The sequence below is a fragment of the Patulibacter defluvii genome, assembly GCF_034096925.1.
Classification (GTDB): Bacteria; Actinomycetota; Thermoleophilia; order Solirubrobacterales; family Solirubrobacteraceae; genus Patulibacter; species Patulibacter defluvii.
The window spans coordinates 60,214-85,614 of record NZ_JAWZSQ010000007.1 but is presented as its reverse complement, the minus strand read 5'-3'; the positions used below and the strand labels follow the sequence as shown (position 1 = coordinate 85,614).

Below are 25,401 nucleotides of genomic sequence, written 5' to 3'. Positions count from 1 at the left end.
GGGGCCTTTACCGGCCCTATAGGATTCGCGAGTGCTCGACGAGCTGCTGCTGCTCGCCGGAGCCCTGCTCGTGGCGGGGTTGTCCGCCTCGCTCTTCGCCGGACGGCTACGCGTGCCCGCGCTGGTCGTGTTCCTGCTGCTGGGGATGCTGGCCGGTCCCGACGGCACCGACATCGTCCACCAGCGCGACGCCGAGCTGATCCGCGACATCGGGCTCGTCGCCCTGGTCCTGATCCTCTTCGAGGGCGGCCTGGCAGCCGGCTTCAAGGAGATCCGGCCGGTGCTCGGGCCGGTGATCTCGATGGCCACCGGCGGCGTCCTGATCACGACCGCGGTCGTCGGCACCGTCACCTACTTCGCGCTCGACGTCTCGTTCGAGGAGGGGCTGCTGCTGGGGGCGATCGTCGCCTCGACCGACGGCGCCGCGATCTTCGCCCTGCTCCGCGGGTCGACGCTGCGACGGCGGCTGGCGCGGACGCTCGAGGGCGAGGCGGGGATGAACGACCCGGTCACCGCGCTGCTGGTGATCGGGCTGGTCAACCTGCAGACGAAGAGCGACTACGGGGTCCTCGACATCGTCACCACGATGGTTGGCGAGCTGGCGATCGACGCGGTCGTCGGCACGATCATCGGCCTGCTCGCGGTGCAGGCGTTCCAGCGCGCGAAGCTGGCCAGCGAGGGTCTCTACCCGGTCGCCTCGCTGGCGACGGCGATCCTCGCCTACGCGGTCGCCACCAACCTCCACGGCTCCGGGCTGCTGTCGGCCTACGTCGCGGGCCTGATCCTCGGCTCGTACCCGATCCACGGCAAGCGCTCGATCACCGCCTTCCACGACGGGATCGCCTGGGTCGCCCAGCTCGGCATGTTCCTGGCGCTGGGGCTGCTGGTCTCGCCCCACGCGCTCGGCGACGTCTGGGGCGAGGCGCTGGTGATCACCGCCGCCCTGCTGCTGCTCGGCCGGCCGCTGGCGGTGCTGCTGCTGCTCGGACCGCAGGGCTTCTCGCAGCCGGAGCGGCTGGCGCTCTCGTGGGCCGGCCTGCGCGGGGCGGTGCCGATCGTCTTCGCGACCTTCCCGGTGATCGCCGGCCTGCCGCGGGCGACCGAGTTCCTCTCGATCGTCTTCTTCGTGGTGCTGCTGACGACCGTCCTCCAGGGGGTCACCTTCGAGGCGCTGGCCGCCCGCCTGAAGGTGACGACCACCGAGTCGGCCGTCGACCAGCCGCTGGTCGAGGTCTCGACGATCCGCCAGCTCGGCGCCGAGGTGGTCGAGGTCCGCGTGGGGGAGGGCGACGCGATGGTCGGCGCGCGCGTGAAGGAGCTCGACCTGCCGCGCGACGCGCTGGTCAGCGTGCTGGTCCGCGGCGACGAGGCGCTGCTGCCGCGCGGGTCGACGCGGTTGGAGGCCGGCGACCGGCTGCACGTGCTGGCCCGCCGCGAGGTCGCCGGCGACCTGCCGCGGCTGGTCGAGCGGTGGCGGGTCGGCCCGGTCGGCCCGGCCGTCCGCCCGGCGCGCCGCTACGTGGCGATCGCGCCGATCTTCCGGACCGGTCCCTGGGACGCGCGCGACGGCGACCCGGGCGAGCCGCAGACCGTCGGCGGGATCGAGATCGTCGAGCGGCTGCGGCTGCGGCGCGACCGGCCGGGGGCGCTGGTCGTGCTCGGCGACGGCCGCTACGCCGTCTCCGGCAACGTCGTCCTGGTCGGCTCGCGGCAGGCGGTCCAGCAGCAGGCCCGCCGGCGGCTCGACCGCGCCGGCGACGACGCCGAGGCCGGCTGGTGGCAGGAGGTCATCGGGGCCTGCGCGGCCTAAGCCGCGGTCGCCGCCGCGGCGGGCTCCGGCTCGGGCTCCGGGGGGTCCGGGTCCGGCGTCAGCCGTCGCAGCAGCGGCGGCACCAGCAGCGTGGTCAGGATCGACATCCCGACCACGACGGTGAACTGGTCGCCGTCGATCACCCCGGCCGAGGCCCCGAGGCTGGCGACGATGATCCCGACCTCGCCGCGCGGGATCATCCCGACGCCGACGAACGCCGCCTCGCGCGGGCGCGGACGCATCGTCAGCCGCGCGCCGAGCCAGGCGCCGGCGAACTTCGTCACCACCGCCAGCACGACGACCACCGCCAGCAGCGCCAGCACGTCGCCGTCGAGGAACGCCCCGGGGTCGACCTGGAGCCCGATCGCGGCGAAGAAGAAGGGCGGGAAGAACGCGTAGAGCGGCGCGATCTCCTCCTCGACGTCGTTGTGGTCCTTGGTCTCGGCGACCGCCATCCCGGCCAGGAAGGCGCCGATGATCGCGGCCAGGCCGATCTCGGCCGCGACCGCCGCCAGCCCCAGGCACAGCAGCACCGCCGGCATCAGCGGCGACTCGGCGAACCGCGGCCGCTCCAGCAGGTCGGGCACCCGCGCCAGCAGCCGGGTGCCGCCGAGCGCGACGAAGCCGAGGAAGGCCGTCGTCACCGCCAGCACGACCGCGATCCCGCCGACGTCGACGTTGCCCTGCTCGGCGATCCCGGTCGCCACCGCCAGCAGCACCATCGCCAGGATGTCGTCGACGATCGCCGCGCCCAGGATCACGCGCGAGACCCGCCGGCTCAGCAGTCCCAGGTCGACCAGCACCGCCGAGGTGATCCCGACCGAGGTCGCGACCAGCGCCGCGCCGAGGAACATCGAGGTCGCGGTGCCCTCGCCGAGCGCCGCCCCGAGGATGCTGCCGGCGGCGAACGGCAGCACCACCCCGAGCACGCCGACGGTGACCGCGCTGGTGCCGACCGCCCGCAGGTCGGAGAGCCGCGTCTCCAACCCGACCCAGAAGAGCAGGAAGATCACGCCCAGCTCGGCGAAGACCTCGATCGTCCCCTGCGGGTGCACGAGCCCCAGCACCGACGGGCCGACGATCACGCCGGCGAGGATCTCGCCGATCAGGCTCGGCTGGCCGAGCCGCTTGAACAGCTCGTCGCCGAGCTTCGCCGCGAGCAGCAGGACGAAGAGGTCGACCAGGATCGCGGTCGTCGTGGAGGCGGCGGCGAGCGGGGGCAAGCGGACGGGCGACGTTACGGACCCGCCGGCTCGCCGTCGATCGAACATTCCGCCAGGTCCGGTTGCGACCGTGGCGCCCTCGGCCCAGGCCAGCGGCAACGCGCCAAGCTGGTGCGGACGGTCACGAGCGCTTGCGACGGGTCGCACATGCGCTGGTGCCGCGGCGCACGATCCTCGGTCATCACTGGGGATTCCGGGCCCTACCGCATGGCGTGCGCGCGCTCGGTCCTATATCGTGGCGGCCGCCGCCGTGGGAACTCCGGTCGTTCCGGAGCCCCGCCGCATCGCCGCTGCACGACGATGTCGACCTCTCCGTTCGCATTCGGTCCCCCGACCAACGATGAGCCCATCCGGCCAGACGCCGAGTCCCGCGACCGCGGGGATGCTCGTCCTGTCGGGCCTGGTGCTGGGCGTGCTGCTCGGGGTCGCCGTGGGGTCGTTGCTGGATGCGATGGGGCCCGCGCTCGTGTTCGGCGTCCTCGCCGGGCTGATCGGCGGGGTGGCTGCGGTCGTCGTGCGCTTCCGGGATCTCTGAGCTGAGCGCCGCGATGCCCGTCCTGCGCTTCCTCGACGTCGTCCTGGTCCTGTTGACCCTCCCGGTCGCGCTGCTGCTCGGCGCGCCGGCCGGCGGCTGCCTGATCGGCGCCGGCGTCTGGGTCGCCCAGCGCGCGATCGCCGAGGCGGTCGTCCGCAAGGCCCAGGCCTCGGGCGACGTCCGGACCGCGGTCAAGCTCAACGTGGGGGCGCTGCTCGGCCGCGCCTGGCTCGTGACCCTCGGGGTCATCGCCGCCGGCGTCGGGATCGGCGACGATCACGGTGCCGCCGCCGCCCTCACCGTCTTGGCCGCCTTCACCGTCTACCTCGTCCTCTCGCTCCTCAGCCGCGCCGCTGCCGATCCGGCCGCCGGCGCGAAGCACACGCACCCCGGAGGGTCCGCGCACTCATGAGCACCCGCGCCAAGGTCTTCACCGGTCTCGGGATCTACGTCGCCCTGATCGTCGCCGTCGCCGTGGGCTTCGGTTGGACCCGGGACGACAACAAGGCCTTCCAGCCGCAGAACGAGTTCAAGCTCGACGACTGGATCGACCTCGGGGTCTTCTCGGTCAACAAGGCGGTCATGTACGTCGTGATCGCCGGTCTCCTGACCGTCGTCACGATGGTCTGGATCGCCAACCGGATGCAGGCGCGGCCGAACCGCGTGCAGACCCTGGTCGAGATGCTCTTCTCGCTGATGCGGGACAACATCACGCGCGGGAACATGGACGACAAGATGGCCGCGAAGTGGTTCCCGTTCATCGGGACGATCTTCCTGTTCATCTGGTTCTCGAACATGATCGGCTACATCCCGCTGCCGACCAACACGCACGAGAAGTTCGACCTCTTCGGGCTCCAGATCCCGAGCTTCGCCCTCTACGCGGCGACCGCGAACCTCTCGATCCCGCTGGTGCTCGCGCTGGTCGTCTGGATCTCCTACAACGTCGAGGGGATCCGCGCCAAGGGCTTCGTCGGCTACCTCAAGAGCCTGATCCCGCAGGGGGTCCAGGGTCCGATGGCCGGCTTCATCTTCGTGTTGGAGTTCTTCTCCAACGTGATGCGACTGATGTCGCTCTCCGTGCGTCTCTTCGCCAACATCCTGGCGGGCCACCTGATCATCCTGTTCATGGGTGGCGCGCTGGTGGTCCTGCTCGGGATCGAGGCGCTCGGTGTCATCACCCTGCCGATGGGCGTCGTGCTCTTCCTCTTCGAGGTCGGGCTGGTCGCCACCCTGCAGGCATTCATCTTCGCCACCCTCACCGCCATCTACCTCGGCAGCGCCGTTGCCGAGGAGCACTGAGAGACCCAGAAGGAGTCAACTCGTGGACCTCTCCATCATCACGCAGCTCGCGCAGGCCGACGTCGCTGGTGCCGGTTCTGACGCCGGCAAGGCGATCGCCCTCGGCCTCGGTGGCGGTCTCGGTGCCGCCGGCGCCGGCGTCGGCATCGGCTACATCTTCGGCAAGATGATCGAGTCCGTCGCCCGCCAGCCCGAGCTTCGCAACGAGCTCACCGGCATCCAGTGGCTCGGATTCGCGCTGACCGAGGCGTGCGTGTTCTACGGCCTCGTGGCCGGCCTGCTCGCGTTCTTCCTGTAGGGAATGACCGCGTCCGTGACCACCCCGACCGTCTGAGGAGCCGATGAGCGTCATCGCCAATCTCCCGACGATCCTCGCGTCCGCCGAGGGCGGCGAGGACACGGGTGGCAGCTTCCTGGTGCAGCCGGGCATCGGCCTGATGGTGTGGACCCTCCTGGTCTTCGTCATCGCGATGTTCCTGCTCTCGAAGCTCGCCTTCCCGAAGATCGCCGAGGCGCTCGACGAGCGCCAGCGCAAGATCACCGAGTCGATCGACGCGGCCGAGCGTGGTCGCAAGGAGGCCGAGGAGCTGGCCGCGGAGTACCGCGAGCAGCTGCAGAAGGCCCGCGCCGAGAGCGAGGAGATCATCTCCCGCGCGCGGCGCTCCGCCGACCTGCACGAGTCCGAGTCGAAGGACGCGGCCAAGAAGCAGCGCGAGGAGATCCTCGAGCAGGCCAAGCGCGACAGCGAGGCGGAGGCCCGTCGGGTCGTCGGCGAGCTGCGCAGTGACGTCGCGTCGCTGATCGTCGACGCGACCGCCAAGGTCACGCGCAAGACGCTGACCGCCGACGAGCAGAACCGCCTGCTCGACGACGCGCTGGGCGAGATCGACTTCTCGAAGCTCTCCACCGAGGGCGGCAGGTAGTCCGATGGAGGAGATCGCCCGCGTCTACGCTCGCTCGCTGTTCGAGGTCGCCCGTGAGAAGGGCAACCTCGACACGGTCGCCGAGCAGCTCGGCCAGATCGACGACGCGTTCACCGAGTCGCGCGACCTGCGTGTGTTCTTCTTCTCGCCGTACTTCGGTACGAAGGAGAAGCGCGAGGCGCTGGGCAAGGTGATCACGGACGCCGAGCCGATCGTCGTCAACCTGCTCGACGTGCTCGTCGAGAACCACCGGCTGCCGGCGCTGCCGCGGCTGCGGCGCGCGTTCGATGCGCTCTGGCGCGAGGAGCGCCAGCTGCTGCCGGTGCAGATCACCAGCGCCGTGGCGCTCGACGACGCCGCCGCCCAGCGGATCGGCGACGAGATCGGTCGCCGGACCGGGCGCACGATCGAGCTGACCACCGCGGTCGATCCCGACCTGGTCGGCGGCCTCACCCTGCGCGTCGGCAACCAGATCCTCGACGCCTCCATCCGCAACCGCCTCGAGTCGCTCCGCCGCCAGGTCGCGGCCGGCTGAGTCGCGCCCGAACTTCCGAAGCTCTTTCCAAGGACCGCAAGCTCCATGCAGATCAAGCCCGACGAGATCACCAGCATCCTCCGAAGCCGCATCGAGGGCCTCGACGCCGGCAAGGCCGAGCTGAACGAGGTCGGCACGGTGCTGTCGGTGTCCGACGGCATCGCGCGCATCCACGGCCTCGACAACGCCGTGTCGTTCGAGCAGCTCGAGCTGCCGCACGGCGTCACCGGCCTGGCCCTGAACCTCGACGCCGACAACGTCGGTGCCGTGCTGTTCGGCGACTGGGACAAGATCGTCGAGGGCGACACGGTCAAGCGGACCGGCACGCAGCTCGAGATCCCCGTCGGCGACGCGCTGCTGGGCCGGATCGTCAGCCCGCTCGGCGTGCCGCTCGACGGCAAGGGCCCGATCGAGACGACCGAGACGCGTCCGCTCGAGGTCAAGGCCCCGGGCATCATCGAGCGTCAGCCGGTCGAGGAGCCGCTGCAGACCGGCATCAAGGCGATCGACGCCATGATCCCGATCGGCCGTGGCCAGCGCGAGCTGATCATCGGCGACCGCCAGACCGGCAAGACGTCGATCGCGGTCGACACGATCATCAACAACAAGGACGCGGGCGTCATCAGCGTCTACGTCGCGATCGGCCAGCGGATGGCGACGGTCGTCAACCTGGCCCAGGTGCTGGCCGAGAACGGCGCCCTCGACTCGGCGATCATCGTCGCCGCCGGCGCCGACGAGGCCGCCCCGATCAAGTACATCGCCCCGTACGCCGGTGCCGCGATGGCCGAGCACTTCGTCTACAACGGCGGCCACACGCTGGCCGTCTACGACGACCTCACGAAGCACGCCTTCGCCTACCGCCAGATGTCGCTGCTGCTGCGCCGCCCGCCGGGCCGCGAGGCGTACCCGGGCGACGTCTTCTACCTGCACTCGCGGCTGCTGGAGCGGGCCGTGAAGCTGTCGGACGCCCTCGGCGGCGGTTCGATGACGGCGCTGCCGATCATCGAGACGCAGGCCGGCGACGTCTCGGCCTACATCCCGACCAACGTGATCTCGATCACCGACGGTCAGATCTTCCTCGAGCCGAAGCTGTTCTACTCGGGCGTCCGCCCGGCGATCAACGTCGGCATCTCGGTCTCCCGCGTCGGCTCGTCGGCGCAGGTCAAGCCGATGAAGAAGGTCGCCGGTCGGATCAAGACCGAGCTGTCGCAGTTCCGCGACCTCGAGGCGTTCGCGCAGTTCGGCTCGGACCTCGATGCCGACACGCGCCGCACGCTGGCCCGTGGCGAGCGGCTGGTGAAGACCCTGAACCAGGGCGAGCGCTCGCCGGTCCCGGTCCAGGACCAGGTGATCCAGATCTACGCCGCCACCAACGGCTACATCGACCGGATCTCGACCGACCGCGTCGAGGAGTTCCACCTCCGCCTGACCGAGACCGCCCACAGCGAGATCCCGCAGGTGCGCGAGAAGATCGCCGCCGGCGACTGGTCGGACGAGACGGTGGCCGCGGTCGACGCGTTCGTCAAGAAGTTCGCCGAGGAGGACTTCGGCTACGACCTCGACGAGGACGGGGAGCCGCTCGAGCAGGCCGTCACGGCCTGATCCGCGAGCTCGTCTGACTGCTCATGGCACAGCGCGACGTCAAGAACCGGATCGCCTCGGTCCAGAACATCCGCAAGATCACCCGCGCGATGGAGATGGTCTCCGCCGCGCGGCTGCGCAAGGCGGAGGAGCGCGCCGCGTCGCTGCGGCCGTACGCCGACGCGCTGCGCAAGATGACCCGCCAGGCGGCCCAGGCCGCCGGCAGCGGTGAGCTGCAGGCCCAGCCGGTGCTCCAGACCCACGAGCAGGAGCGGACCGTCGGCCTGCTCCTGGTCACCGCCGACCGCGGCCTCGCGGGCGCCTTCAACTCGCAGATCCTGCGGGCCGGGCTCCAGCGCGCGGAGGAGCTGCAGGCGGAGGGCAAGGCCGTCCGCTGGTACGTCACCGGTCGCCGCGGCCTGTCGTCGCTGACCTTCCGCAACTACGACGTCGCCGCGTCGTACACGGGCTTCACCGATGCGCCGACCGGGGTCCACGCCCAGGAGATCGCGGAGGAGCTGGTCGGGGGCTTCGTCGATCAGCAGATCGACCGGGTCGAGATCATCTTCAACCACTACGTCTCGCCCCTGGTCCAGGAGGTCAGCCGCCAGACGCTGCTGCCGCTGAGCCAGGCCGAGGTCGAGGTCGAGGGCGAGCCGTCGGCCGACGAGGCCCCCGAGGCGACCGGCGGGGCCAAGGCCCTGGTCGAGTACGAGCCCGATCCGGCCGAGATCCTGGCCCAGCTGGTGCCGGAGTTCGTCGAGGTCTCGCTGCTGCGGGCGCTGCTGGAGTCGGCCGCGTCCGAGCACGGCGCCCGCATGACCGCCATGCGCAGCGCCTCGGAGAACGCCGGCGAGGTGATCGACAGCCTGACGCTGGCGATGAACCGCGCCCGCCAGGCCGAGATCACGCAGGAGATCATGGAAGTCGTTGCCGGTGCGGAGGCGCTGAACTAGATGCGCGCCACCCGCACCCCGTCCTTCGCCGCGGCCGGCGCAGCCACCCGCCGCCGCCCCGAGAACCGCAAGAAGAGGAACTGATGGAAGCCGCAACCGCCACCAACACGGGCCGGATCGAGTCGATCCAGGGCGTCGTCGTCGAGGCCGCGTTCCCCAGCGGCCAGCTGCCCGAGATCAACAACGCGATCGAGACCACGCTGCCCGACGGCAGCCGCCTGGTGCTCGAGGTCCAGCAGCACCTCGGCGACGACCGCGTGCGCGCGGTCGCCATGGACTCGACCGACGGCCTGGCCCGCGGCATCGAGGTCCGGGACCTCGGCGGCCCGATCAGCGTCCCGGTCGGCGAGATCACCCTCGGCCGGATCTTCAACGTCCTCGGCGACACGATCGACGGCAAGGACCAGATCGCCCCGGACGCCGAGCGGTGGGGCATCCACCGTCCGGCCCCGAAGGTCGAGGACCTGACCCCGACGACCGAGATGTTCGAGACGGGCATCAAGGTCATCGACCTGCTCGCCCCGTACTCGAAGGGCGGCAAGGTCGGCCTCTTCGGCGGCGCCGGCGTCGGCAAGACCGTCCTGATCCAGGAGCTGATCAACAACCTGGCCAAGGAGCACGGCGGTCTGTCCGCGTTCTGCGGGGTCGGCGAGCGCTCCCGCGAGGGCACCGACCTCTACCTGGAGATGCAGGAGTCGGGCGTCATCGACAAGACGATGCTCGTCTTCGGCCAGATGAACGAGCCCCCCGGAGCCCGCATGCGCGTGGCGCTGACGGGCCTCACGATGGCCGAGTACTTCCGTGAGCAGGGCGGCCAGGACGTGCTGCTCTTCGTCGACAACATCTTCCGCTTCGTCCAGGCCGGCTCCGAGGTCTCGGCGCTGCTGGGCCGGATGCCGTCGCAGGTCGGCTACCAGCCGACGCTGGAGTCGGAGATGGGCCAGCTGCAGGAGCGGATCACCTCGACCCGCCAGGGCTCGGTCACCTCGGTCCAGGCCATCTACGTCCCGGCCGACGACCTCACCGACCCGGCGCCGGCGTCGGTGTTCTCCCACCTGAACGCCCAGACCGTGCTGTCGCGGGCGATCTCGGAGAAGGGCATCTACCCGGCCGTCGACCCGCTCGACTCGACGTCGACGATCCTCAAGCCCGAGGTCGTCGGCCAGGAGCACTACGACGTCGCGAACCGCGTCAAGGAGATCCTGCAGCGCTACAAGGAGCTGCAGGACATCATCGCGATCCTCGGCATCGACGAGCTCTCCGAGGAGGACAAGATCACCGTGCAGCGCGCGCGGAAGGTCGAGCGCTTCCTCTCGCAGCCGTTCCACGTCGCGACCCAGTTCACCGGCCTCGACGGCGCCTACGTGCCGATCGCCGAGACCGTCCGCTCCTTCAAGGAGCTGATCGAGGGCCAGCACGACGACCTGCCCGAGTCGGCGTTCCTGCTCAAGGGCTCGATCGACGACGTCGTCGCCGCCGCCAAGAAGGGCTGATCGCCGTGGCCCACACCCCGTTTCGCGTCGATGTCCTGACCCCGACGGGCGAGCTGTTCGGCGGCGAGGTCGAGCAGGTCTCGACCCGTACGGTGGCGGGCGAGATCGGCATCCTCGCGGGCCACGCGCCCCTGCTCGGCCGGTTGGAGCCGGCCGAGCTGAAGCTCCACGTGAGCGACGGCGACGTCAAGCGCTACGTCCAGATCGGCGGCTACGTCCAGGTCGCGCAGGAGGGCAACGTCCTGCTGCTCGTGGACGAGGCGTTCCCGGTCGAGGAGTACTCGCTGGAGGACGCCAAGAAGCGCCAGGAGAAGGCCGAGAGCCGCCTGGCCGCCGCCGAGGAGGGCACCGAGGCCCACCGGCTGGCGCTGGCCGCCAAGCACCGCGCCGACGCGCTGGTGCGGCTCAACGAGCGCCTCTAGGTCCTCGAAGCCCCCTGGAACGCGAAAGGGCCCCGAGAGGGGCCCTTCGTCGTTCCCGCACCGGGAGGGTGGATGCGAGGTGCGCGTAGACCAAGCAGGTCGGGTTGGGCGGCGCGAGAGCTGTACGTGGTACTGCCGAGCGCCGACCGGCCCGAGATGCGCCGGTATACGCGCGCCTCGAGCCGCCCTCAGAAGCCGCCGTTGTGGTTGTAGATCAGGATCAGGAACATCCCGACCAGCGAGAGGATGCTCATGAGGCTGAACGCCACCACGGTGGTGGTGACCGTGACCGTCTCGGGCTCGTGCTGCTCGTGCTCGCTCATCGCCGCCGATCCTACTGGGAACGCGCCATTTGTGACGGTGGCGGGAGCAAGCGGCGCGCGCTCGCGGGGGGCGCGGGGACGGTGCGGAGTTGGTGCGGGATCGGCACGGTTCGGGGGTGGAGTCGTGACGGTCCCGGCGGCGACGATCGGGCGGTGGATTCCGCCGACCGTCGGTCGCGACGCTGACCGGCCGGCAGGCCGGCGCGATCGCGGCCAGCCAGCTGCTCGCGTGCGGCCTGACCCGGCGCGCGATCGTCACCCGCGTCCAGGCCGGGCGGCTCTTCCGCGTCCACCGCGGCGTCTACGCCCTGACCCCGCAGCTCGACGAATGGGGGATGCGGCTCGCCGCCGTCCTGCGGGCGACCGGTGGACGTCCCGACGCCGAGGGTGCGCTCAGCGGGTGGTCGGCGGCCGCGGCGTTGGAGCTGACGACGCGGCGGCCGCCGATCGAGCAGGTCACCACCGTCGGCGGCAGCGGCCGGTCCGCGCCCGGCGTGGTGCTGCGCGTGACCAGGGGGTTCGCCGCCGGCGACCTGACCACGGTCCGCGGCTGCCGGTGACCTCGGCGGCGCGGACCGTGCTCGACGTCGCGGCCATGCCTCGATCCAGCCACCGGCAGGTCGAGCGGCTGCTGCGCGAGGCCGTCTACCGCCGGCTGCTCGATCCGGCGGGCCTGCGGCGGGCGGTCGAGGCCCATCCGCGGCGGCGGGGCCGGCGCGTCGTGCGCGAGGTCGCCGGCTGGATCGACGACCAGCCGGCGACCGAGAGCCCGCTGGAGGCGCGGCTGGTGCGGCGGCTCGCGCGGCTGCCGCTGCCGCCGTGGTCGACGCAGGTCGCGGTGGTCGGCGCCAGCGGGCGCCGCTACCGGGCCGACGTCGCGCTCCCGTCGGTGCGGCTGATCGTCGAGGGCGACGGCCGCGACGGCCACGCGACGCCGGAGGGGTTCGAGCGCGACCGGCGGCGGGACGCGGACCTGGCCGCCGCCGGCTGGCAGACGATCCGGGTGACCGGAGCCCAGCTGCGGCGGTCGGCCCGCGACGTCGACGGCTGGATCCTGGCCGCCGTCCGCGCCCGCTCCCCGACCTGACCCCCGAGCGCGCGCCGTTCGTGACCGTGGAGGTGCCAAGGAGCGCGCCGCCGGAGGGGGGCCGTATCCTTCCGCGGATGGACGAACGGCTGCTCGCCGAGCGGCTGGTCGGGTACGACACCTCGCGTCCGGACGGCCTGCGGGCCGCCGGCGGGTTCGTCAAGGGCTGGCTCGAGTCACACGGGATCGACGCGCACGAGCGCGATCACGACGGGCTGCCCGTGCTCCTGGCCAGCGTCGGCCCTGCCGACGGCCCGACGGTGATCTTCCACGGCCACCTCGACGTCGTCCCCGGCCACGCCGAGCAGTTCGTGCCCCGGATCGAGGGCCAGCGGCTGTACGGCCGCGGCACCTACGACATGAAGGGCGGCCTGGCGGCGATGCTCTGCGCGCTGCGGGACTGCGCCGGCGTCGTCCACGCGCGCGACGGCGCCGGGCCGCGCGTCCAGCTGGTCGTGGTGCCCGACGAGGAGAGCGAGCAGGTCGACCGCCGCTCGACCGACACGCTGGTCCGCGAGGGCGTGCTGCAGGGCGACTTCGCGATCACCGGCGAGCCGACCGAGCTGCAGATCGGCGTCCAGGCCAAGGGCGTGCTGGCCGTCCGCGCCGCCGTCCACGGCACCAGCGCCCACGGGTCGACGCCGTGGGCGGGCGACAACGCGATCCTGAAGGCCTTCGACGCCTTCCGCCGAATCGAGACCCTGCCCTTCAGTCGCCAGAGCAGCGACCTCTACGACCGCCCGTCGATCAACCTCTCCCGGATCAGCGGGGGAGAGGCGTTCAACATGGTGCCCGACCGCTGCGAGATCACGATCGACATCCGCTACGTCCCCGGCCAGGATCCCGAGCAGATCCTCGGCCAGATCCGGGCGATCCCGGACGTCGAGGTGCTGCGGGTGCTGGAGCGCGGCCCGGCGATCGTCTCGCGCTCGAACCCGTTCGTGGTCGCGCTCCGCGACGCGGTCGGGCGCACCGGCCACGGCGCTGGCCTGACCGTCGGCCGCGACGGGGCCTCCGACGCCTTCGCCTTCCTGGAGGCCGGGATCCCGGCGGTCGAGTTCGGCCCCGAGGGCCACGGCCACCACGGTCCCGAGGAGTGGGTCTCGATCCCCTCCCTGGCGCGCTACCGGCGCTCGCTGGTGGAGTTCGTCCGCGCCGTTCCGGCCGCGGTCGCCCGCAACGGCGGCGGCGAGCCCACGGCGGCGGCCGACCCGCCGAGCGACCCGCCGGCCGCGACCGACACCGACACCGCACAGGCCGCCGCGCAAGCGGGCCCGGCCGGGGAGCCCGACCGATGAGCACGCCCGCCGCCGACCGTCCGCCGCGCCCCGGGGTCGCCTTCGCGCTCCGCTTCCTGCTGGCCGGCATCATCGTGCTCGTCGTCGCCGGCGCCGCGGTCGCCACGACGATCGAGAACGAGGCCCAGAAGTCGATCGACGCGCTCGGCCCGGAGACCAAGCTGCCCGGCCTGGAGGGCGTCCTCTCCGACGTCCAGCCCGGCAAGCCGCAGACGATCATGCTGGTCGGCGACGACCGCCGGCTGGACGACCCGAAGGGCACCACCACCCGCTCGGACACGATGATCCTCGTCCGGCTGGACCCGGAGGCGAACGCGACCACGATGCTGTCGCTGCCCCGCGACCTGCTGGTCGACCTGCCCGGACAGGGCCGGACGAAGCTGAACAACGCCTACGCCGGCGGCCCCAAGCGGCTGATCGAGACGATCCAGACGATGCTCTCGACGCCCGACGAGCCGTTCCTGGTCCACCACTTCGTGTCGATCCGGTTCGGGGCCTTCTCCCGCGCGGTCAACTTCTTCGGCTGCTTCTACGCCGACATCGACCGCAAGTACTTCAACCCGCCGGGCACCGGCTGGGCGGCGATCGACGTCGACTCCGGCTACCAGCGGATCTGCGGCGAGAAGTCGCTCGACTACGTCCGCTTCCGCCACCTCGACAGCGACCTGGTCCGCGAGGCCCGCCAGACCAACTACCTGGCCGAGGCGCGGGCCCAGATCGCCAACTCCGAGATCCTCGACAAGCGCAACGACCTGCTGCGGGCGATCCGCCGCTACGTCAAGACCGACATCGGCTCGGCCAAGGGCTTGCTGGGCGTGATCCGGCTGGCCGTCGACGTCGCCGGCAAGCCGACCCAGCGGGTCACCCTGCGGGTCGGCGACGCGGGCGACAAGGTCAGCGTCGTGACCACGCCCGACGCGCTGGCGACCGCCGCCCGCCAGTTCCTCCACCCGGGCACCATCCCGGGCGAGAAGAGCCGGGCCGCCCGCGACGCCGCCGCCAGGACGGGCGAGCAGCCGGCCAAGACCACCGTCCGCAAGCGCAAGGCGCGGACGCCGGGGACGCTGTTCGCCAACCCCGACGCGGCCCGCCAGACGATCTCGGCCTCGATCGCGTCGAAGATCCGGATGCCGATCTACTACCCGAAGCTGATGCGCACCTCCGGTCGCTACCGGGCCGAGGACTCGCGCGGCTACGACATCCAGTCCGAGAACGGCAAGACCTTCCCCTGGCAGGCGTACCGGATCGTGGTCGCCGAGGGCGGCGTCGGCCAGTACTACGGCATCCAGGGGACGACCTGGAAGGACCCGCCGATCCTGAAGCTCGCCGACGACGAGGAGCGGATCGGCGGCCGCAAGTGGCGGGTCCAGTACGACGGCAAGAAGATCCGGCGGCTGATGTGGAGCAGCGGCCGCGGCACCTACTGGATCAACAACACGCTCTCGAACGAGCTCTCCAACCCCGAGATGCGCTCGCTGGCGCGGTCGCTGACGCGCTACTCCGGCTAGGCCGGGGCACGGACTCGCCGGCCCCGGACCTCCGGTAGCCTCCTCCGTCTCATGTCCGCTGCACGAGAGCCCATCGGCGTCATCGGGACCGGCTATGTCGGGCTCGTCACGGCGGCCGGATTCGCCGAGCTCGGGAGCGACGTCGTCTGCGTCGACATCGACGCCGACAAGGTCGCGCGCCTCAACCGGGGCGAGATCCCGATCTACGAGCCGGGCCTGGCCGAGCTGGTGGCGAAGAACCGCGAGCGCCTGACCTTCACCACCGACATCGCGCCGGCCCTGGAGCGGGCGCGGCTGCTGTTCGTGGCGGTCGGCACACCGCCCACCTACTCGGGCGACGCCGACCTCTCGGCGGTCAACGCGGTGATCGGCGCGATGCCGGCCTCCGACCGCCACGCGCTGGTGATGAAGTCGACCGTCCCCGTCGGCACCGGCGCGAACACCAAGCGCGTCTTCGCCGAGCAGGGCAAGTCGGGCTTCCGCTACGTCTCCTGCCCCGAGTTCCTCAAGGAGGGCACGGCGGTCGGCGACTTCCTGGCTCCCGACCGGGTCGTGGTCGGCGACGACGGCGACTGGGCCGGCGACGCGGTCGTCGACCTCTACCGCCCGCTGCTGGTGCCCGACGAGGGCGGCAACGGCCCCGGCCAGCTGGTCCGGACCGACATCGCCTCGGCCGAGATGGTCAAGCTGGCCTCGAACGCCTTCCTGGCCACCAAGATCTCGTTCATCAACGAGATCGCCAACGTCTGCGAGGAGACCGGCGCCGACGTCGTCGAGGTCGCCCGCGGGATGGGGCTGGACGAGCGGATCGGCCCCAAGTTCCTCAACGCCGGGATCGGCTTCGGCGGCTCCTGCTTCCCGAAGGACGTCACCGCCCTCAAGCAGCTGGCCGGCAACTCCGGCTACCACTTCCAGCTGCTGAACTCGGTGATCGAGGTCAACGAGCTGCAGAAGCGGCGCGTGATCGGCAAGCTCGAGAAGCACCTCGGCGGGCTCGTCGGCAAGAAGATCGCGCTGCTCGGGCTGGCCTTCAAGCCGAACACCGACGACATGCGCGAGGCCAGCTCGCTGGTCCTGGCCGCGCGGCTGCAGGCCGCCGGCGCCGACGTCGTCGCCCACGACCCGATCGCGGCCGAGATCGCCAAGCCGCTGCTGCGCGGGGTCGAGCTGGCGCCCGATCCGCTGGCCGCCGCCGCCGACGCCGACGCGGTCGTCCTGGTCACCGAGTGGCAGGAGTTCCGCGACCTCGACCTGGCCGAGCTGCGCGGGGCGATGCGCGGCGACGTGCTGATCGACGGCCGCAACGCGCTCGACGGCGACGCCGCCGTCGCCGCCGGCTTCCGCTACGAGGGCATCGGCCGGGCTGCGCGCTCGGCGGCCCCCGCCGGGGCCGGCGTCTGACGGGCGGTCCGCACGTGCAGGCAGTGATCCTCGTCGGCGGTCAGGGCACCCGCCTGCGGCCGCTGACGACCAACCGGCCGAAGCCGCTGGTGCCGCTGGTCGACCGCCCGTTCATGGCCTACATGCTCGAGTGGGTGGCCTCGCACGGCATCACCGACGTGATCATGTGCTGCGGCTTCCTGGCCGACGCGATGGTCGAGGAGCTGGGCGACGGGTCGCGCTTCGGCGTCCGCCTGACCTGGGTCGAGGAGCCGGAGCCGCGCGGCACCGCCGGGGCGCTGAAGTTCGCGCAGGAGCACCTCGGCGAGCGCTTCGTGATGCTCAACGGCGACGTCCTCACCGACCTCGACCTGTCGGCCCAGATCGCCCACCACGAGCAGGCCGGCGCGACCGGGACGCTGGCGCTGGTGCCCGTCGAGGACCCGACCTCGTACGGGCTGGTGCGGCTGAACGGCGACAGCTCGGTCGAGGGCTTCCTGGAGAAGCCGAACCCGGACGAGATCGACACCGACCTGATCTCGGCCGGCGCCTACGTCCTGGAGCGCTCGGTGCTCGACCTGATCCCCGAGGGGCGGATGGTCTCGATCGAGCGCGAGGTCTGGCCGCGGCTGGTCGGCGACGGCCTCTACGGCTGCGTCCACCGCGGCGCCTACTGGATGGACATCGGCACGCCCCACCGCTACCTGGAGGGCACCGCCGACATCCTCGCCGGCCGCGTCCGGACCCGGGTCGCCGAGCGGCTGAAGGACGGGCCGGTCGATCCCAGCGCCACCGTCGCCCCCGGCGTGATCGTCGACCGCGCCTCGCTGGTCGACCGCGGCGCGGTGCTCGGGCCGCGGGTCACCGTCGGCGAGGGCAGCGTCGTCGGCGCCGGCGTCCGGATCGACGAGGACGTGATCCTCGACAACGCCGTCCTGCTCGACGGGGCGACCGTGGCCTCCGGCTGCCGCCTGCGCGACTGCGTGGTCGGGGCCGGCGCGCGGATCGACCGCGGCACGCACCTGTCCGACGCTGCGATGATCGGCGACGGCGCCACCATCGGCGCCAACAACGTCCTGGCCCGCGGGATCCGGATCGCGCCTGGCGCGAGCCTCCCCGCCGGGTCGATCCGGTTCTGACCGACGGCCGCAGCCGCGCAGGAGACGCCATGAACCCCCCGACCGCCACCACCGACGCCCCCCTCGATCCCGCCGCCGTCTCCGCGGTCGACGTCAGCGACCAGTTCGCCGACACGCTGGCGATCGGCGATCACCTGCGGGACGCGATGTGGAAGGCCGAGTCGGCCGGGCTCGGGACGTGGGACAGCCGCGGCGGCCTGGTCGTCGCCGGGATGGGCGGCTCGGCCGTCGGCGGGATCCTGGCCCGCGCCGCGCTGGCCGACCAGGCCGGCCGGCCGATCCTCTCGGCCAAGGGCTACGAGCTGCCGCCATGGACGACCGACGACACGACGGTCCTCTGCGCCAGCTACAGCGGCAACACCGAGGAGACCCTGGCCTGCTTCGAGGCGGCCGGCGTGATCGGCGCCCGGCGGGTGGTCGTCACCTCCGGCGGCGAGCTGGGCCGCGTCGCCCGCGAGGAGGGCGTGCCGGTGATCCCGGTCGCCGGCGGGCTGCAGCCGCGCGCGGCGGTCGGTTACATGGTCGTGGCGGTGCTCGAGGCGGCCGCGGCCTGCGGCGCCGGCCCGTCGCTGCGGACCGAGCTCGACGTCGCCGCCGACGCGCTCGACGAGCTGGCCCGCGAGTGGGGTCCGTCGGGGGCCGAGGACGGCGAGGCGAAGGCGCTCGCGCGGGCGCTGCACGGCACCGTCCCGGTGATCACCGGCACCGGCCTGACCACCCCGGTCGCCTACCGCTGGAAGTGCCAGATCAACGAGAACGCCGAGCGGCCGGCGTTCTGGGGCGAGCTGCCCGAGGTCGACCACAACGAGATCGTCGGCTGGGGCGGCGCGGCCAGCGTCGGCAAGCTCTCGGCGGTGCTGCTGGAGGACTGCGACGCGCACCCGCGGCTGGTCCGCCGGGCCGAGCTGACGGCCGAGCTGATCGCGGCCCAGGCCGCCGGCGTCCACCGGGTCCGCTCGCGCGGCGAGACGGCGGTCGAGCGGGTCCTCTCGCTGGTCCTGCTCGGCGACCTGGTCTCGCTCTACATGGCCGTGCTGGCCGGCGTCGATCCGGCCCCGGTGGCCGTGATCGAGCAGCTGAAGGCGCGGCTCGCCGAGGACGCCTGAACCACCCCGGAACGGCGTCCCGCCGCCCGTCCGCGAGCGCCGCGAGGGCAACACGGCGGGATGCGGGCGTGCGGTAGCGTTGCCCCCTCATGCTGTCCGCCATGGTCCTCGCCGCCGGCCTCGGTACCCGCCTGCGGCCCCTCACGTTCGAGCTGCCGAAGCCGATGGTGCCGCTGCTGGACCGGCCGGCGATGGCGCACACCGTCGACCTGCTGCACCGGCACGGGATCGACCGGATCGTGGCGAACCTGCACTACTTCCCGGACACGATCCGCGACTACTTCGGCGACGAGCTGGAGTACTCGTTCGAGGACGAGCTGCTCGGCACCGCCGGCGGCGTCCGCCAGGCCCGCGAGTTCTTCGGCGACGACCCGTTCCTGGTCATCTCCGGCGACGCGCTGACCGACCTCGACGTGACCCGGCTGCTGGAGCGCCACCGCAGCGCCGGCGGCGTCGCCACCCTCTGCGTGACGAAGGTGACCGACACCAGCGAGTACGGGGTCGTGATCCACGACGCCGACGGCCGGATCCAGGGCTTCCAGGAGAAGCCGCACCCGGACGAGGCGCTGTCGAACCTGGCCAACTGCGGCATGTACCTGTTCTCGCCGGAGATCTTCGACTACTTCCCCGACACGCCGTTCGTCGACTTCGCCCACGACGTCTTTCCGCGGCTGCTGGAGGGCGACGTCCCGTTCCACATCCACGAGCTGGACGAGTACTGGAACGACGTCGGATCGCTCGACGAGCTGCGCAACGGCACCTTCGACGCGCTCCGCGGCGCGCTGCACCTGGAGGCGCTGCCCGGGGCCGGTCCGGAGGCGATCGTCGTCGGCGAGGGCTCGTCGCTCGACGCGGCCGAGCTGGTCGAGGGCCCGGTCTGGGTCGGCAAGGACGTCACCGTCGGCGCCGGTGTCCGCCTGCAGGGCCCGCTGGTGCTCGGCGACGGCGCTGTGATCGGCGAGGGCTCGGCGCTCAAGCGCTCGATCGTCCTGCCCGGCACGACGGTCCAGCCGAACACGATCCTGATCGAGGCGATCACCGGCCAGACCGGGATCGTCAGCGCGATGCGCCCGCGGGCCGAGACCCGCGTCGGCGCCGCCTGAGCGGCGGCGCCCCGGGGACTACTCGCCCTCGGCCGGCGCGCCGGTCCGCAGGGCCAAACCGTCGGCGGCCGGCGGCTCGCTCGGCTCCGGCGCGATCCGGCCTTCGCGCTCGGCGGCCTCGCGGCGGTCCATCAGCCGCTCCTCGCGCTGGGCCCGCAGCTCGGCCTCGCGGAGGCCGCGGATGAAGAGCGCGCCGAAGGCGACGCCCATGATCAGCACCTGCTCGGTGGCCATCAGGGCGCCGGCCATCGCCTGGTCGGCGACGGGGGAGAGGCCCCACCACTCCTGGTTGTTGTCGTAGAAGCCGTAGATCGCGCTGGGGGCGAAGGTCAGCAGCGCGCCGAGCAGGCCGACGGTGATCTTCGTGATCCCCATGTAGGCGACCGGGCCCATCGCGGTCATCCGCTCGCGGGTCGGGATCGGCCGCAGCAGGTGCCACCAGTAGAGGAAGCCGACCGCGGTGAAGGTCATGTGCTCCAGCAGGTGGACGGTCTCGCTGCGGGCGGCGGCGTCGTAGAAGGTCGGGACGTGCCAGAACCACATCCCGAGCGTGTAGGCGACGAGCCCGAACCACGGCTTGGCGAGGAAGCCGACCCGCTGCTCCAGCCACTGCACGCGGCGGGTGATCGGGCGCATGATCACGCGGTTGAGGCCGAACAGCAGCAGCAGCGGCATCAGGTCCAGCAGCATCAGGTGCTGGACCATGTGCATCACCAGCAGGTAGTCCCCGAGCTTGTCGATCGGGTTGCCCTGGGCGACGACCAGCGTCAGCGCGCCGGCGATCCACGAGCAGAGCCGCCAGACCGGGGCCTCGGCGCGGTCGGCCGAGCGCCGGACCCGGACCCACCGGGGCACGTAGGCCGCGAGCAGCAGCAGCGCCATCAGCGTCGGCGCGATCTCGGGACTCCACGTGATCGGAGGAGACACGGAACTAGTGTGGCGCAGTTCCTCCCTTTCGGCGGTGCGGGCCGGCGGGCCACGATCGAGGGATGCCCCGCCTCGCCGACCTGCTCGCCGCCCTGATCGCGCCCGACCGCTGCCTCCACTGCCGGGGGCCGGCCCGCGGCGGCGCGCTGCTCTGCGACGGCTGCCGCGGCGCGCTGCCGTGGCTGCCGGTCGATGGCTGCCCGCGCTGCGCGCTGCCCCAGCCGTGCCCGCCGCGTCGCTGCCCGGCGCGGGCGGCCCCGTTCGCCGCCGCCTGGGCGCCGCTGGCCTACGAGGGTCCGGCCCGCAGCCTGGCGCTGGCGGCGAAGGAGCGGGCGGCCGAGCGGACCTGCCGCTGGCTGGGCGCGGCGATCGTGGCCCGGCTGCCGGAGTCGCTGGCCGCCGGGGCGCCGACGGTGGTGCCGGTGGCGGCCGATCCCGCCCGCCGGCGACGGCGCGGGGTCGATCACGCGCGGCTGATCGCGGCGGCGGTCGCGGCCGGCCTCGACGCGCCGCTGCTGCCGCTGCTGGAGCGCGAGCGGGCGGCGGTCGCCCAGCACCACCGCGACCGCGGCGACCGCCTGCGGCTGCCGCCGCCGCGGGTCCGTGGTCCGGTCCCGCCGACCGTCCTCCTGGTCGACGACGTCCACACCACCGGCGCCACCCTCCGCGGGGCCGCGGCCGCCCTCCGTGACGCGGGCGCGGAGCGGGTGGTGGCGGCCACCGCCTTCCGCACGCTGCCCTGACCGCTCCCTCCCTCCGCTCGCGTGGCGGATCGCCCCCGAGAGGTGGGGGCGATCCGCCACGCGAGGCCCGGGGTGGGCCGGCTCGCTACCGTTCCGGGACCGATGAGGCAGATGCTGCGCCCGCTCTTCGACCGCGTGGTCATCAAGGAGCTCGAGCCGGACCGCGTCCGCCGCTCGGGCCTGGTGGTCCCGCCCGGGTCGCACGAGCCGCCGCCGCAGCACGGGATCGTGCTGCGGGTCGGCCCCGGCCTCGACTGGTGGCAGCAGGCCGGGGTCGAGATGCCGGTCCGCCCCGGCGACCACGTCGTCTTCCCCGCCTCCGCCGGCACCTGGGTCGACGTCGAGGAGGAGCGGCTGCTGGTCTGCCGCGTCGGCGAGCTGCTGGGGGCGCTGGAGCCCGCGGAGGACGGTCCCAGCTCGAGCTGAGCAGGGCCCTCCGGGACTACCACGGAACGGCCGTCGAGGGAAGGGCCCGGCGGCATATAGCAGGTCTCCACCAGAGATGTCGCCCGGCCCTTGCCAGACGACCGGCCGCGCTGTTACGGTCGCGTTACCGCTGGAGTCCACCGGACGAAAGGAGATCCATGCGGATCGAGGTGAAGGGCCGCAACGTCCCGATCACGACGGAGGTGCGCGAGTGCGTCGAGCGCCGCTTCCGAAAGGTCGATGCGCAGGTGTCCGAACTCGCGGAGCTCGAGATCGAGCTCATCGAGGCCACGAATCCCGCCGTCGCCGAACCGTTCCGGGCCGAGGCGACGCTCCGCCTCAAGGGGGTCACGCTCCGGGCGCACGACGTCAGCCGTGACCTGAAGCACGCCATCCATCTCGTCGAGGAGGAACTCACCCGTCAGGTCAAGCGCAACCGCGTGCAGCGGCGCCATCGCCGCGATGCGCGCCGGTTCTCGCAGGCCCAGAAGGCCCGGGCCGACGGGGCGGCGCCGGCCGCGTAGGGCGCCCCGCCCGGGGCACCCCCGGCAGCATCGAACTCGATTTCGTCTCCGTACCCCGCCGGCTGCACGGCCGGCCGGGACGGAGCCTCGCACGGGGGCCGCGGCGACCGCCGCGGCCCTCGGTCGTCGCGGCCGGCCGCGAACCGCCGTCCAGGGGGCGCGGGAGGACCCGTATCCCGCTGGTACTCTCGGGTCATGGGCCTCCTTTCCCGCGCGCTGAGCATCGGCGAGGGCAAACAGCTCCGCGACTACGAGAAGCGGGTTGAGCAGATCAATCGCTTCGAGCCGGAGCTGGAGCTCGCCAGCGACGACGAGCTGCGCGAGCGGTTCACCGAGCTGCGCGAGGCGGCCCAGGGCGGCACCAGCCTCGACGACCTGCTGCCCGAGACGTTCGCGATCACGCGCGAGATGTCCAAGCGCGTGCTGGGGATGCGCCACTTCGACGTCCAGCTGGTCGGCGCCCAGGTGCTCCACGGCGGCGACATCGCCGAGATGAAGACCGGCGAGGGCAAGACGCTGACCGCGACCCTGGCGGTCGTCCTCAACGCGCTGCCCGGCCACGGCGTCCACGTCGTCACGGTCAACGACTACCTGGCCCAGCGCGACGCCGAGTGGATGGGCCGGCTGTACCGGGCGCTCGGCCTGTCGGTCGGGATCCTGCAGAACATGCAGCCGCACGAGGTCAAGCGGGCGGCCTACGCGGCGGACATCACCTACGGCACCAACTCGGAGTTCGGCTTCGACTACCTGCGCGACAACATGGCGCAGACGCTGGAGGAGAAGGTCCAGCACGGCGGCCGGATCGGCGACGACGGCCGCCCGGTCGCGATGCACAACTTCGCGATCGTCGACGAGGTCGACAACATCCTGATCGACGAGGCGCGGACCCCGCTGATCATCTCCGGCGCGCCGGAGCAGGCGGCCGACCTCTACGTCACCTTCTCGAAGCTGGCGCGGACGATGGTCTCGGGCAAGAAGCCCGAGGGCATGGACCCGCGGACGAAGAAGGAGTTCGTCGCCGACTTCGACTTCGAGTTCGACGAGAAGCACAAGACCGTCGCGGTCACCGAGCGCGGGGTCGAGAAGGCCGAGCGGTTCCTCGGCATCGACCACCTGTACCGGGCCGAGAACGGCCACCTCGTCAACCACCTGCACCAGTCGCTGAAGGCCGAGTCGCTCTACAAGCGCGACGTCGACTACGCCGTGGTCAACGGCGAGGTGGCGATCATCGACGAGCACACCGGGCGGATCCTCGAGGGGCGCCGCTGGTCGGAGGGCCTGCACCAGGCGATCGAGGCGAAGGAGGGCGTGGCGATCCAGGAGGAGAACCAGACCCTCGCCACGGTCACGCTGCAGAACTTCTTCCGCATGTACAAGAAGCTCGCGGGCATGACCGGCACGGCCCTCACCGAGGCCACCGAGTTCATGAAGATCTACAAGCTCGGCGTGGTCCCGGTCCCGACCAACCAGCCGGTCGCGCGCGTCGACAACAACGACGACGTCTTCAAGACCAAGGACGGCAAGTGGGCCGCCGTCACCCGCGAGGTCGTCGAGCGCCACGCCCGCCAGCAGCCGGTGCTGGTCGGCACTGTCTCGGTCGAGGTCTCCGAGCTGCTGGGCGGCATGTTCCGCAAGGCCGGGATCCCGCACACCGTCCTCAACGCGAAGCCCGAGCACGCCGCGATCGAGGGCGAGACGGTCGCCGAGGCCGGTCGCCCCGGCGCGGTCACCATCGCCACCAACATGGCCGGCCGCGGCGTCGACATCAAGCTCGGCGGCGACCCCGAGCACCTGCTGCGCAAGGAGCTGCGGCAGGAGGGCCTGAACCCCGGGGACGAGGGCTACGACGAGGCGTTCGCCGAGCGGCTGCCCGCGATCAAGGAGCGCTGTGCCGCCGACCGCGAGATCGTCGTCGCCGCCGGCGGACTCTTCATCGCCGGCACCGAGCGCCACGAGTCGCGCCGGATCGACAACCAGCTGCGCGGTCGCGCCGGCCGTCAGGGCGATCCCGGCGAGTCGCGGTTCTTCCTCTCGGCCCAGGACGACCTGGTCCGGATCTTCGCCGGCGACCGGATCTACAAGATCCTCGACCGCTTCCCGTCGACCGACGACGACGGCAACGAGCTGCCGATCTCGGCCGGGATGCTGACGAAGCAGATCGAGAAGGCCCAGCGCACCGTCGAGGAGCGCAACTTCCTGATCCGCAAGCGCGTGCTCGAGTACGACGACGTCCAGAACGAGCAGCGCCGCGTCGTCTACGCCTACCGCGACCAGATCCTCGAGGGTCGCGACATGTCCGACGACGCCAAGGACGAGGTCGGCGGCGTGATCACGCGCGCGCTCGACGAGTACCTGCCGTCGGAGGACTTCGAGTCCTGGGACATGGACGGCCTCTTCGGCGCGCTCGAGGAGATCTGGCCGGTCACGATCGACCGCGACGAGCTCGACCCCGACACCGTCGACCGCGAGGACCTGCAGAACCGCCTGCACGCCGACGCGATCGCGGCCTACGACCTGCGCGAGAAGCAGCTCGGCCCCGACCTGATGCGCCAGGTCGAGCGCTACCTGCTGCTGAACATCATCGATCAGCGCTGGCGCGAGCACCTCTACGACATGGACTACCTGCGCGAGGGCATCCACCTCCGCGGCTACGCCCAGATCGAGCCGATCGTCGCCTACAAGAACGAGGCCTACGACCTCTTCCAGGACCTGATGGCCACGATCTGGAGCGACTTCGCGAAGCTCGTCTTCCACGTCGAGGTCGAGGTCGAGCAGCCGGACGCCGGGCTCCAGCAGGCGCCGTCGGCGGCGGCGACCGACTACCAGTACACGAGCGGGGCCGACGCGGCGCCCTCGGCGCTGGCCGTCGCCCAGGACGACGTCGACGGGGCCGCGCTGGCCGCCTACGACAACGGCGAGGCGGCCGATCCCGACGCGCCGCCGCCGGTCCAGCAGCGGGTGCTGGCCTCGAACGAGCAGCTGGGGCGCAACGACCTCTGCTGGTGCGGCTCGGGCCGCAAGTACAAGCGCTGCCACGGCGCCTGAGCGGAGCGGCGCGCG

General features: G+C 72.1%; 26 protein-coding genes and 1 pseudogene. 24 read left to right on the top strand and 3 right to left on the bottom strand.

The window, feature by feature from the left end; genetic code table 11:
* Nucleotides 1-31: 31 nt before the first annotated feature.
* Nucleotides 32-1,810: a potassium/proton antiporter gene (locus tag SH587_RS09505; RefSeq protein WP_320670358.1), complete on the top strand. Its 1,779-nt coding sequence runs from the start codon at nt 32-34 to the stop codon at nt 1,808-1,810.
* On the opposite strand, the gene SH587_RS09500 is transcribed toward SH587_RS09505, so the two are convergent.
* Nucleotides 1,807-3,033, bottom strand: coding sequence for a cation:proton antiporter (locus tag SH587_RS09500; RefSeq protein ID WP_320670357.1), 1,227 nt, complete (start codon nt 3,031-3,033; stop codon nt 1,807-1,809). The genes SH587_RS09505 and SH587_RS09500 overlap by 4 nt on opposite strands.
* A 382-nt stretch (nt 3,034-3,415) precedes the next feature.
* Here SH587_RS09500 and SH587_RS09495 point away from each other — a divergent pair, with 382 nt between their 5' ends.
* The 10 genes from SH587_RS09495 (at nt 3,416) to atpC (ending at nt 10,777) form a co-directional block, all read left to right on the top strand.
* Entirely contained in the window at nt 3,416-3,568 is a 153-nt protein-coding gene (locus tag SH587_RS09495) for a hypothetical protein (RefSeq protein WP_320670356.1), read from the top strand.
* A 13-nt stretch (nt 3,569-3,581) separates the two neighbouring features.
* Complete coding sequence (locus tag SH587_RS09490; protein WP_320670355.1) at nt 3,582-3,980, top strand: hypothetical protein; 399 nt, start codon at nt 3,582-3,584, stop codon at nt 3,978-3,980.
* The gene (gene atpB, locus SH587_RS09485) at nt 3,977-4,867 is read left to right on the top strand and encodes a F0F1 ATP synthase subunit A (protein WP_320670354.1); all 891 of its coding nucleotides are present in this window, start codon (nt 3,977-3,979) and stop codon (nt 4,865-4,867) included. The genes SH587_RS09490 and atpB overlap by 4 nt, the downstream gene beginning before the upstream one ends.
* A gap of 22 nt (nt 4,868-4,889) precedes the next feature.
* Entirely contained in the window at nt 4,890-5,165 is a 276-nt protein-coding gene (gene atpE / locus SH587_RS09480; protein ID WP_007573308.1) for an ATP synthase F0 subunit C, read from the top strand.
* A gap of 43 nt (nt 5,166-5,208) precedes the next feature.
* Nucleotides 5,209-5,790 carry a F0F1 ATP synthase subunit B gene (gene atpF, locus SH587_RS09475; protein ID WP_320670353.1) on the top strand — a complete coding sequence of 194 codons (582 nt, stop codon included), beginning with the start codon at nt 5,209-5,211 and terminating at the stop codon, nt 5,788-5,790.
* 4 nt (nt 5,791-5,794) lie between these two features.
* Nucleotides 5,795-6,325 (top strand): ATP synthase F1 subunit delta, encoded by a 531-nt coding sequence (gene atpH / locus SH587_RS09470; protein ID WP_320670352.1) that lies wholly within the window; start codon nt 5,795-5,797, stop codon nt 6,323-6,325.
* A gap of 45 nt (nt 6,326-6,370) precedes the next feature.
* Nucleotides 6,371-7,927: a F0F1 ATP synthase subunit alpha gene (atpA, locus tag SH587_RS09465; RefSeq protein WP_320670351.1), complete on the top strand. Its 1,557-nt coding sequence runs from the start codon at nt 6,371-6,373 to the stop codon at nt 7,925-7,927.
* 23 nt (nt 7,928-7,950) lie between these two features.
* A complete protein-coding gene (gene atpG, locus SH587_RS09460; protein ID WP_320670350.1) occupies nt 7,951-8,862 on the top strand; it encodes an ATP synthase F1 subunit gamma in 912 nt (303 codons plus the stop codon).
* 83 nt (nt 8,863-8,945) lie between these two features.
* Nucleotides 8,946-10,355: a F0F1 ATP synthase subunit beta gene (gene atpD, locus SH587_RS09455; protein ID WP_320670349.1), complete on the top strand. Its 1,410-nt coding sequence runs from the start codon at nt 8,946-8,948 to the stop codon at nt 10,353-10,355.
* 5 nt (nt 10,356-10,360) lie between these two features.
* On the top strand, nt 10,361-10,777 hold the full coding sequence (gene atpC, locus SH587_RS09450) for an ATP synthase F1 subunit epsilon (protein WP_320670348.1): 417 nt from the start codon (nt 10,361-10,363) through the stop codon (nt 10,775-10,777).
* 188 nt (nt 10,778-10,965) lie between these two features.
* Here the strand turns inward: atpC and SH587_RS09445 are convergent, their stop codons facing one another.
* The gene (locus SH587_RS09445; RefSeq protein ID WP_320670347.1) at nt 10,966-11,100 is read right to left on the bottom strand and encodes a hypothetical protein; all 135 of its coding nucleotides are present in this window, start codon (nt 11,098-11,100) and stop codon (nt 10,966-10,968) included.
* 182 nt (nt 11,101-11,282) lie between these two features.
* Here SH587_RS09445 and SH587_RS24625 point away from each other — a divergent pair.
* The 9 genes and pseudogenes from SH587_RS24625 to SH587_RS09405 form a co-directional block, all read left to right on the top strand.
* Nucleotides 11,283-11,402 (top strand): annotated as a pseudogene (locus SH587_RS24625) (type IV toxin-antitoxin system AbiEi family antitoxin domain-containing protein); the annotation flags it as partial.
* Nucleotides 11,403-11,435: 33 nt separating this feature from the next.
* Entirely contained in the window at nt 11,436-11,660 is a 225-nt protein-coding gene (locus SH587_RS09440) for a hypothetical protein (protein WP_320670346.1), read from the top strand.
* A 35-nt stretch (nt 11,661-11,695) separates the two neighbouring features.
* Complete coding sequence (locus tag SH587_RS09435) at nt 11,696-12,187, top strand: endonuclease domain-containing protein (protein WP_320670345.1); 492 nt, start codon at nt 11,696-11,698, stop codon at nt 12,185-12,187.
* A gap of 77 nt (nt 12,188-12,264) precedes the next feature.
* Nucleotides 12,265-13,485 (top strand): M20 family metallopeptidase, encoded by a 1,221-nt coding sequence (locus SH587_RS09430; protein ID WP_320670344.1) that lies wholly within the window; start codon nt 12,265-12,267, stop codon nt 13,483-13,485.
* Nucleotides 13,482-14,993, top strand: a complete 1,512-nt coding sequence (locus SH587_RS09425) for an LCP family protein (RefSeq protein WP_320670343.1) — start codon at nt 13,482-13,484, stop codon at nt 14,991-14,993. Before SH587_RS09430 ends, SH587_RS09425 begins: the two co-directional genes overlap by 4 nt.
* Before the next feature lie 51 nt (nt 14,994-15,044).
* Nucleotides 15,045-16,394: a UDP-glucose dehydrogenase family protein gene (locus SH587_RS09420; RefSeq protein ID WP_320670342.1), complete on the top strand. Its 1,350-nt coding sequence runs from the start codon at nt 15,045-15,047 to the stop codon at nt 16,392-16,394.
* A gap of 14 nt (nt 16,395-16,408) precedes the next feature.
* The gene (locus tag SH587_RS09415; RefSeq protein ID WP_320670341.1) at nt 16,409-17,512 is read left to right on the top strand and encodes a sugar phosphate nucleotidyltransferase; all 1,104 of its coding nucleotides are present in this window, start codon (nt 16,409-16,411) and stop codon (nt 17,510-17,512) included.
* A gap of 29 nt (nt 17,513-17,541) precedes the next feature.
* Complete coding sequence (locus SH587_RS09410) at nt 17,542-18,618, top strand: bifunctional phosphoglucose/phosphomannose isomerase (RefSeq protein WP_320670340.1); 1,077 nt, start codon at nt 17,542-17,544, stop codon at nt 18,616-18,618.
* An 89-nt stretch (nt 18,619-18,707) separates the two neighbouring features.
* Nucleotides 18,708-19,721 carry a nucleotidyltransferase family protein gene (locus SH587_RS09405; RefSeq protein ID WP_320670339.1) on the top strand — a complete coding sequence of 338 codons (1,014 nt, stop codon included), beginning with the start codon at nt 18,708-18,710 and terminating at the stop codon, nt 19,719-19,721.
* Nucleotides 19,722-19,739: 18 nt separating this feature from the next.
* On the opposite strand, the gene SH587_RS09400 is transcribed toward SH587_RS09405, so the two are convergent.
* Nucleotides 19,740-20,648 (bottom strand): cytochrome c oxidase assembly protein, encoded by a 909-nt coding sequence (locus SH587_RS09400; protein WP_320670338.1) that lies wholly within the window; start codon nt 20,646-20,648, stop codon nt 19,740-19,742.
* A gap of 62 nt (nt 20,649-20,710) precedes the next feature.
* Here SH587_RS09400 and SH587_RS09395 point away from each other — a divergent pair, with 62 nt between their 5' ends.
* The 4 genes from SH587_RS09395 (at nt 20,711) to secA (ending at nt 25,386) form a co-directional block, all read left to right on the top strand.
* Nucleotides 20,711-21,391, top strand: a complete 681-nt coding sequence (locus tag SH587_RS09395; protein WP_320670337.1) for a ComF family protein — start codon at nt 20,711-20,713, stop codon at nt 21,389-21,391.
* 102 nt (nt 21,392-21,493) lie between these two features.
* On the top strand, nt 21,494-21,817 hold the full coding sequence (locus tag SH587_RS09390; protein WP_320670336.1) for a co-chaperone GroES: 324 nt from the start codon (nt 21,494-21,496) through the stop codon (nt 21,815-21,817).
* A 158-nt stretch (nt 21,818-21,975) separates the two neighbouring features.
* Nucleotides 21,976-22,341: a ribosome hibernation-promoting factor, HPF/YfiA family gene (hpf, locus tag SH587_RS09385; protein WP_320670335.1), complete on the top strand. Its 366-nt coding sequence runs from the start codon at nt 21,976-21,978 to the stop codon at nt 22,339-22,341.
* 195 nt (nt 22,342-22,536) lie between these two features.
* Entirely contained in the window at nt 22,537-25,386 is a 2,850-nt protein-coding gene (secA, locus tag SH587_RS09380) for a preprotein translocase subunit SecA (RefSeq protein WP_320670334.1), read from the top strand.
* The last annotated feature ends 15 nt before the right edge of the window (nt 25,387-25,401 follow it).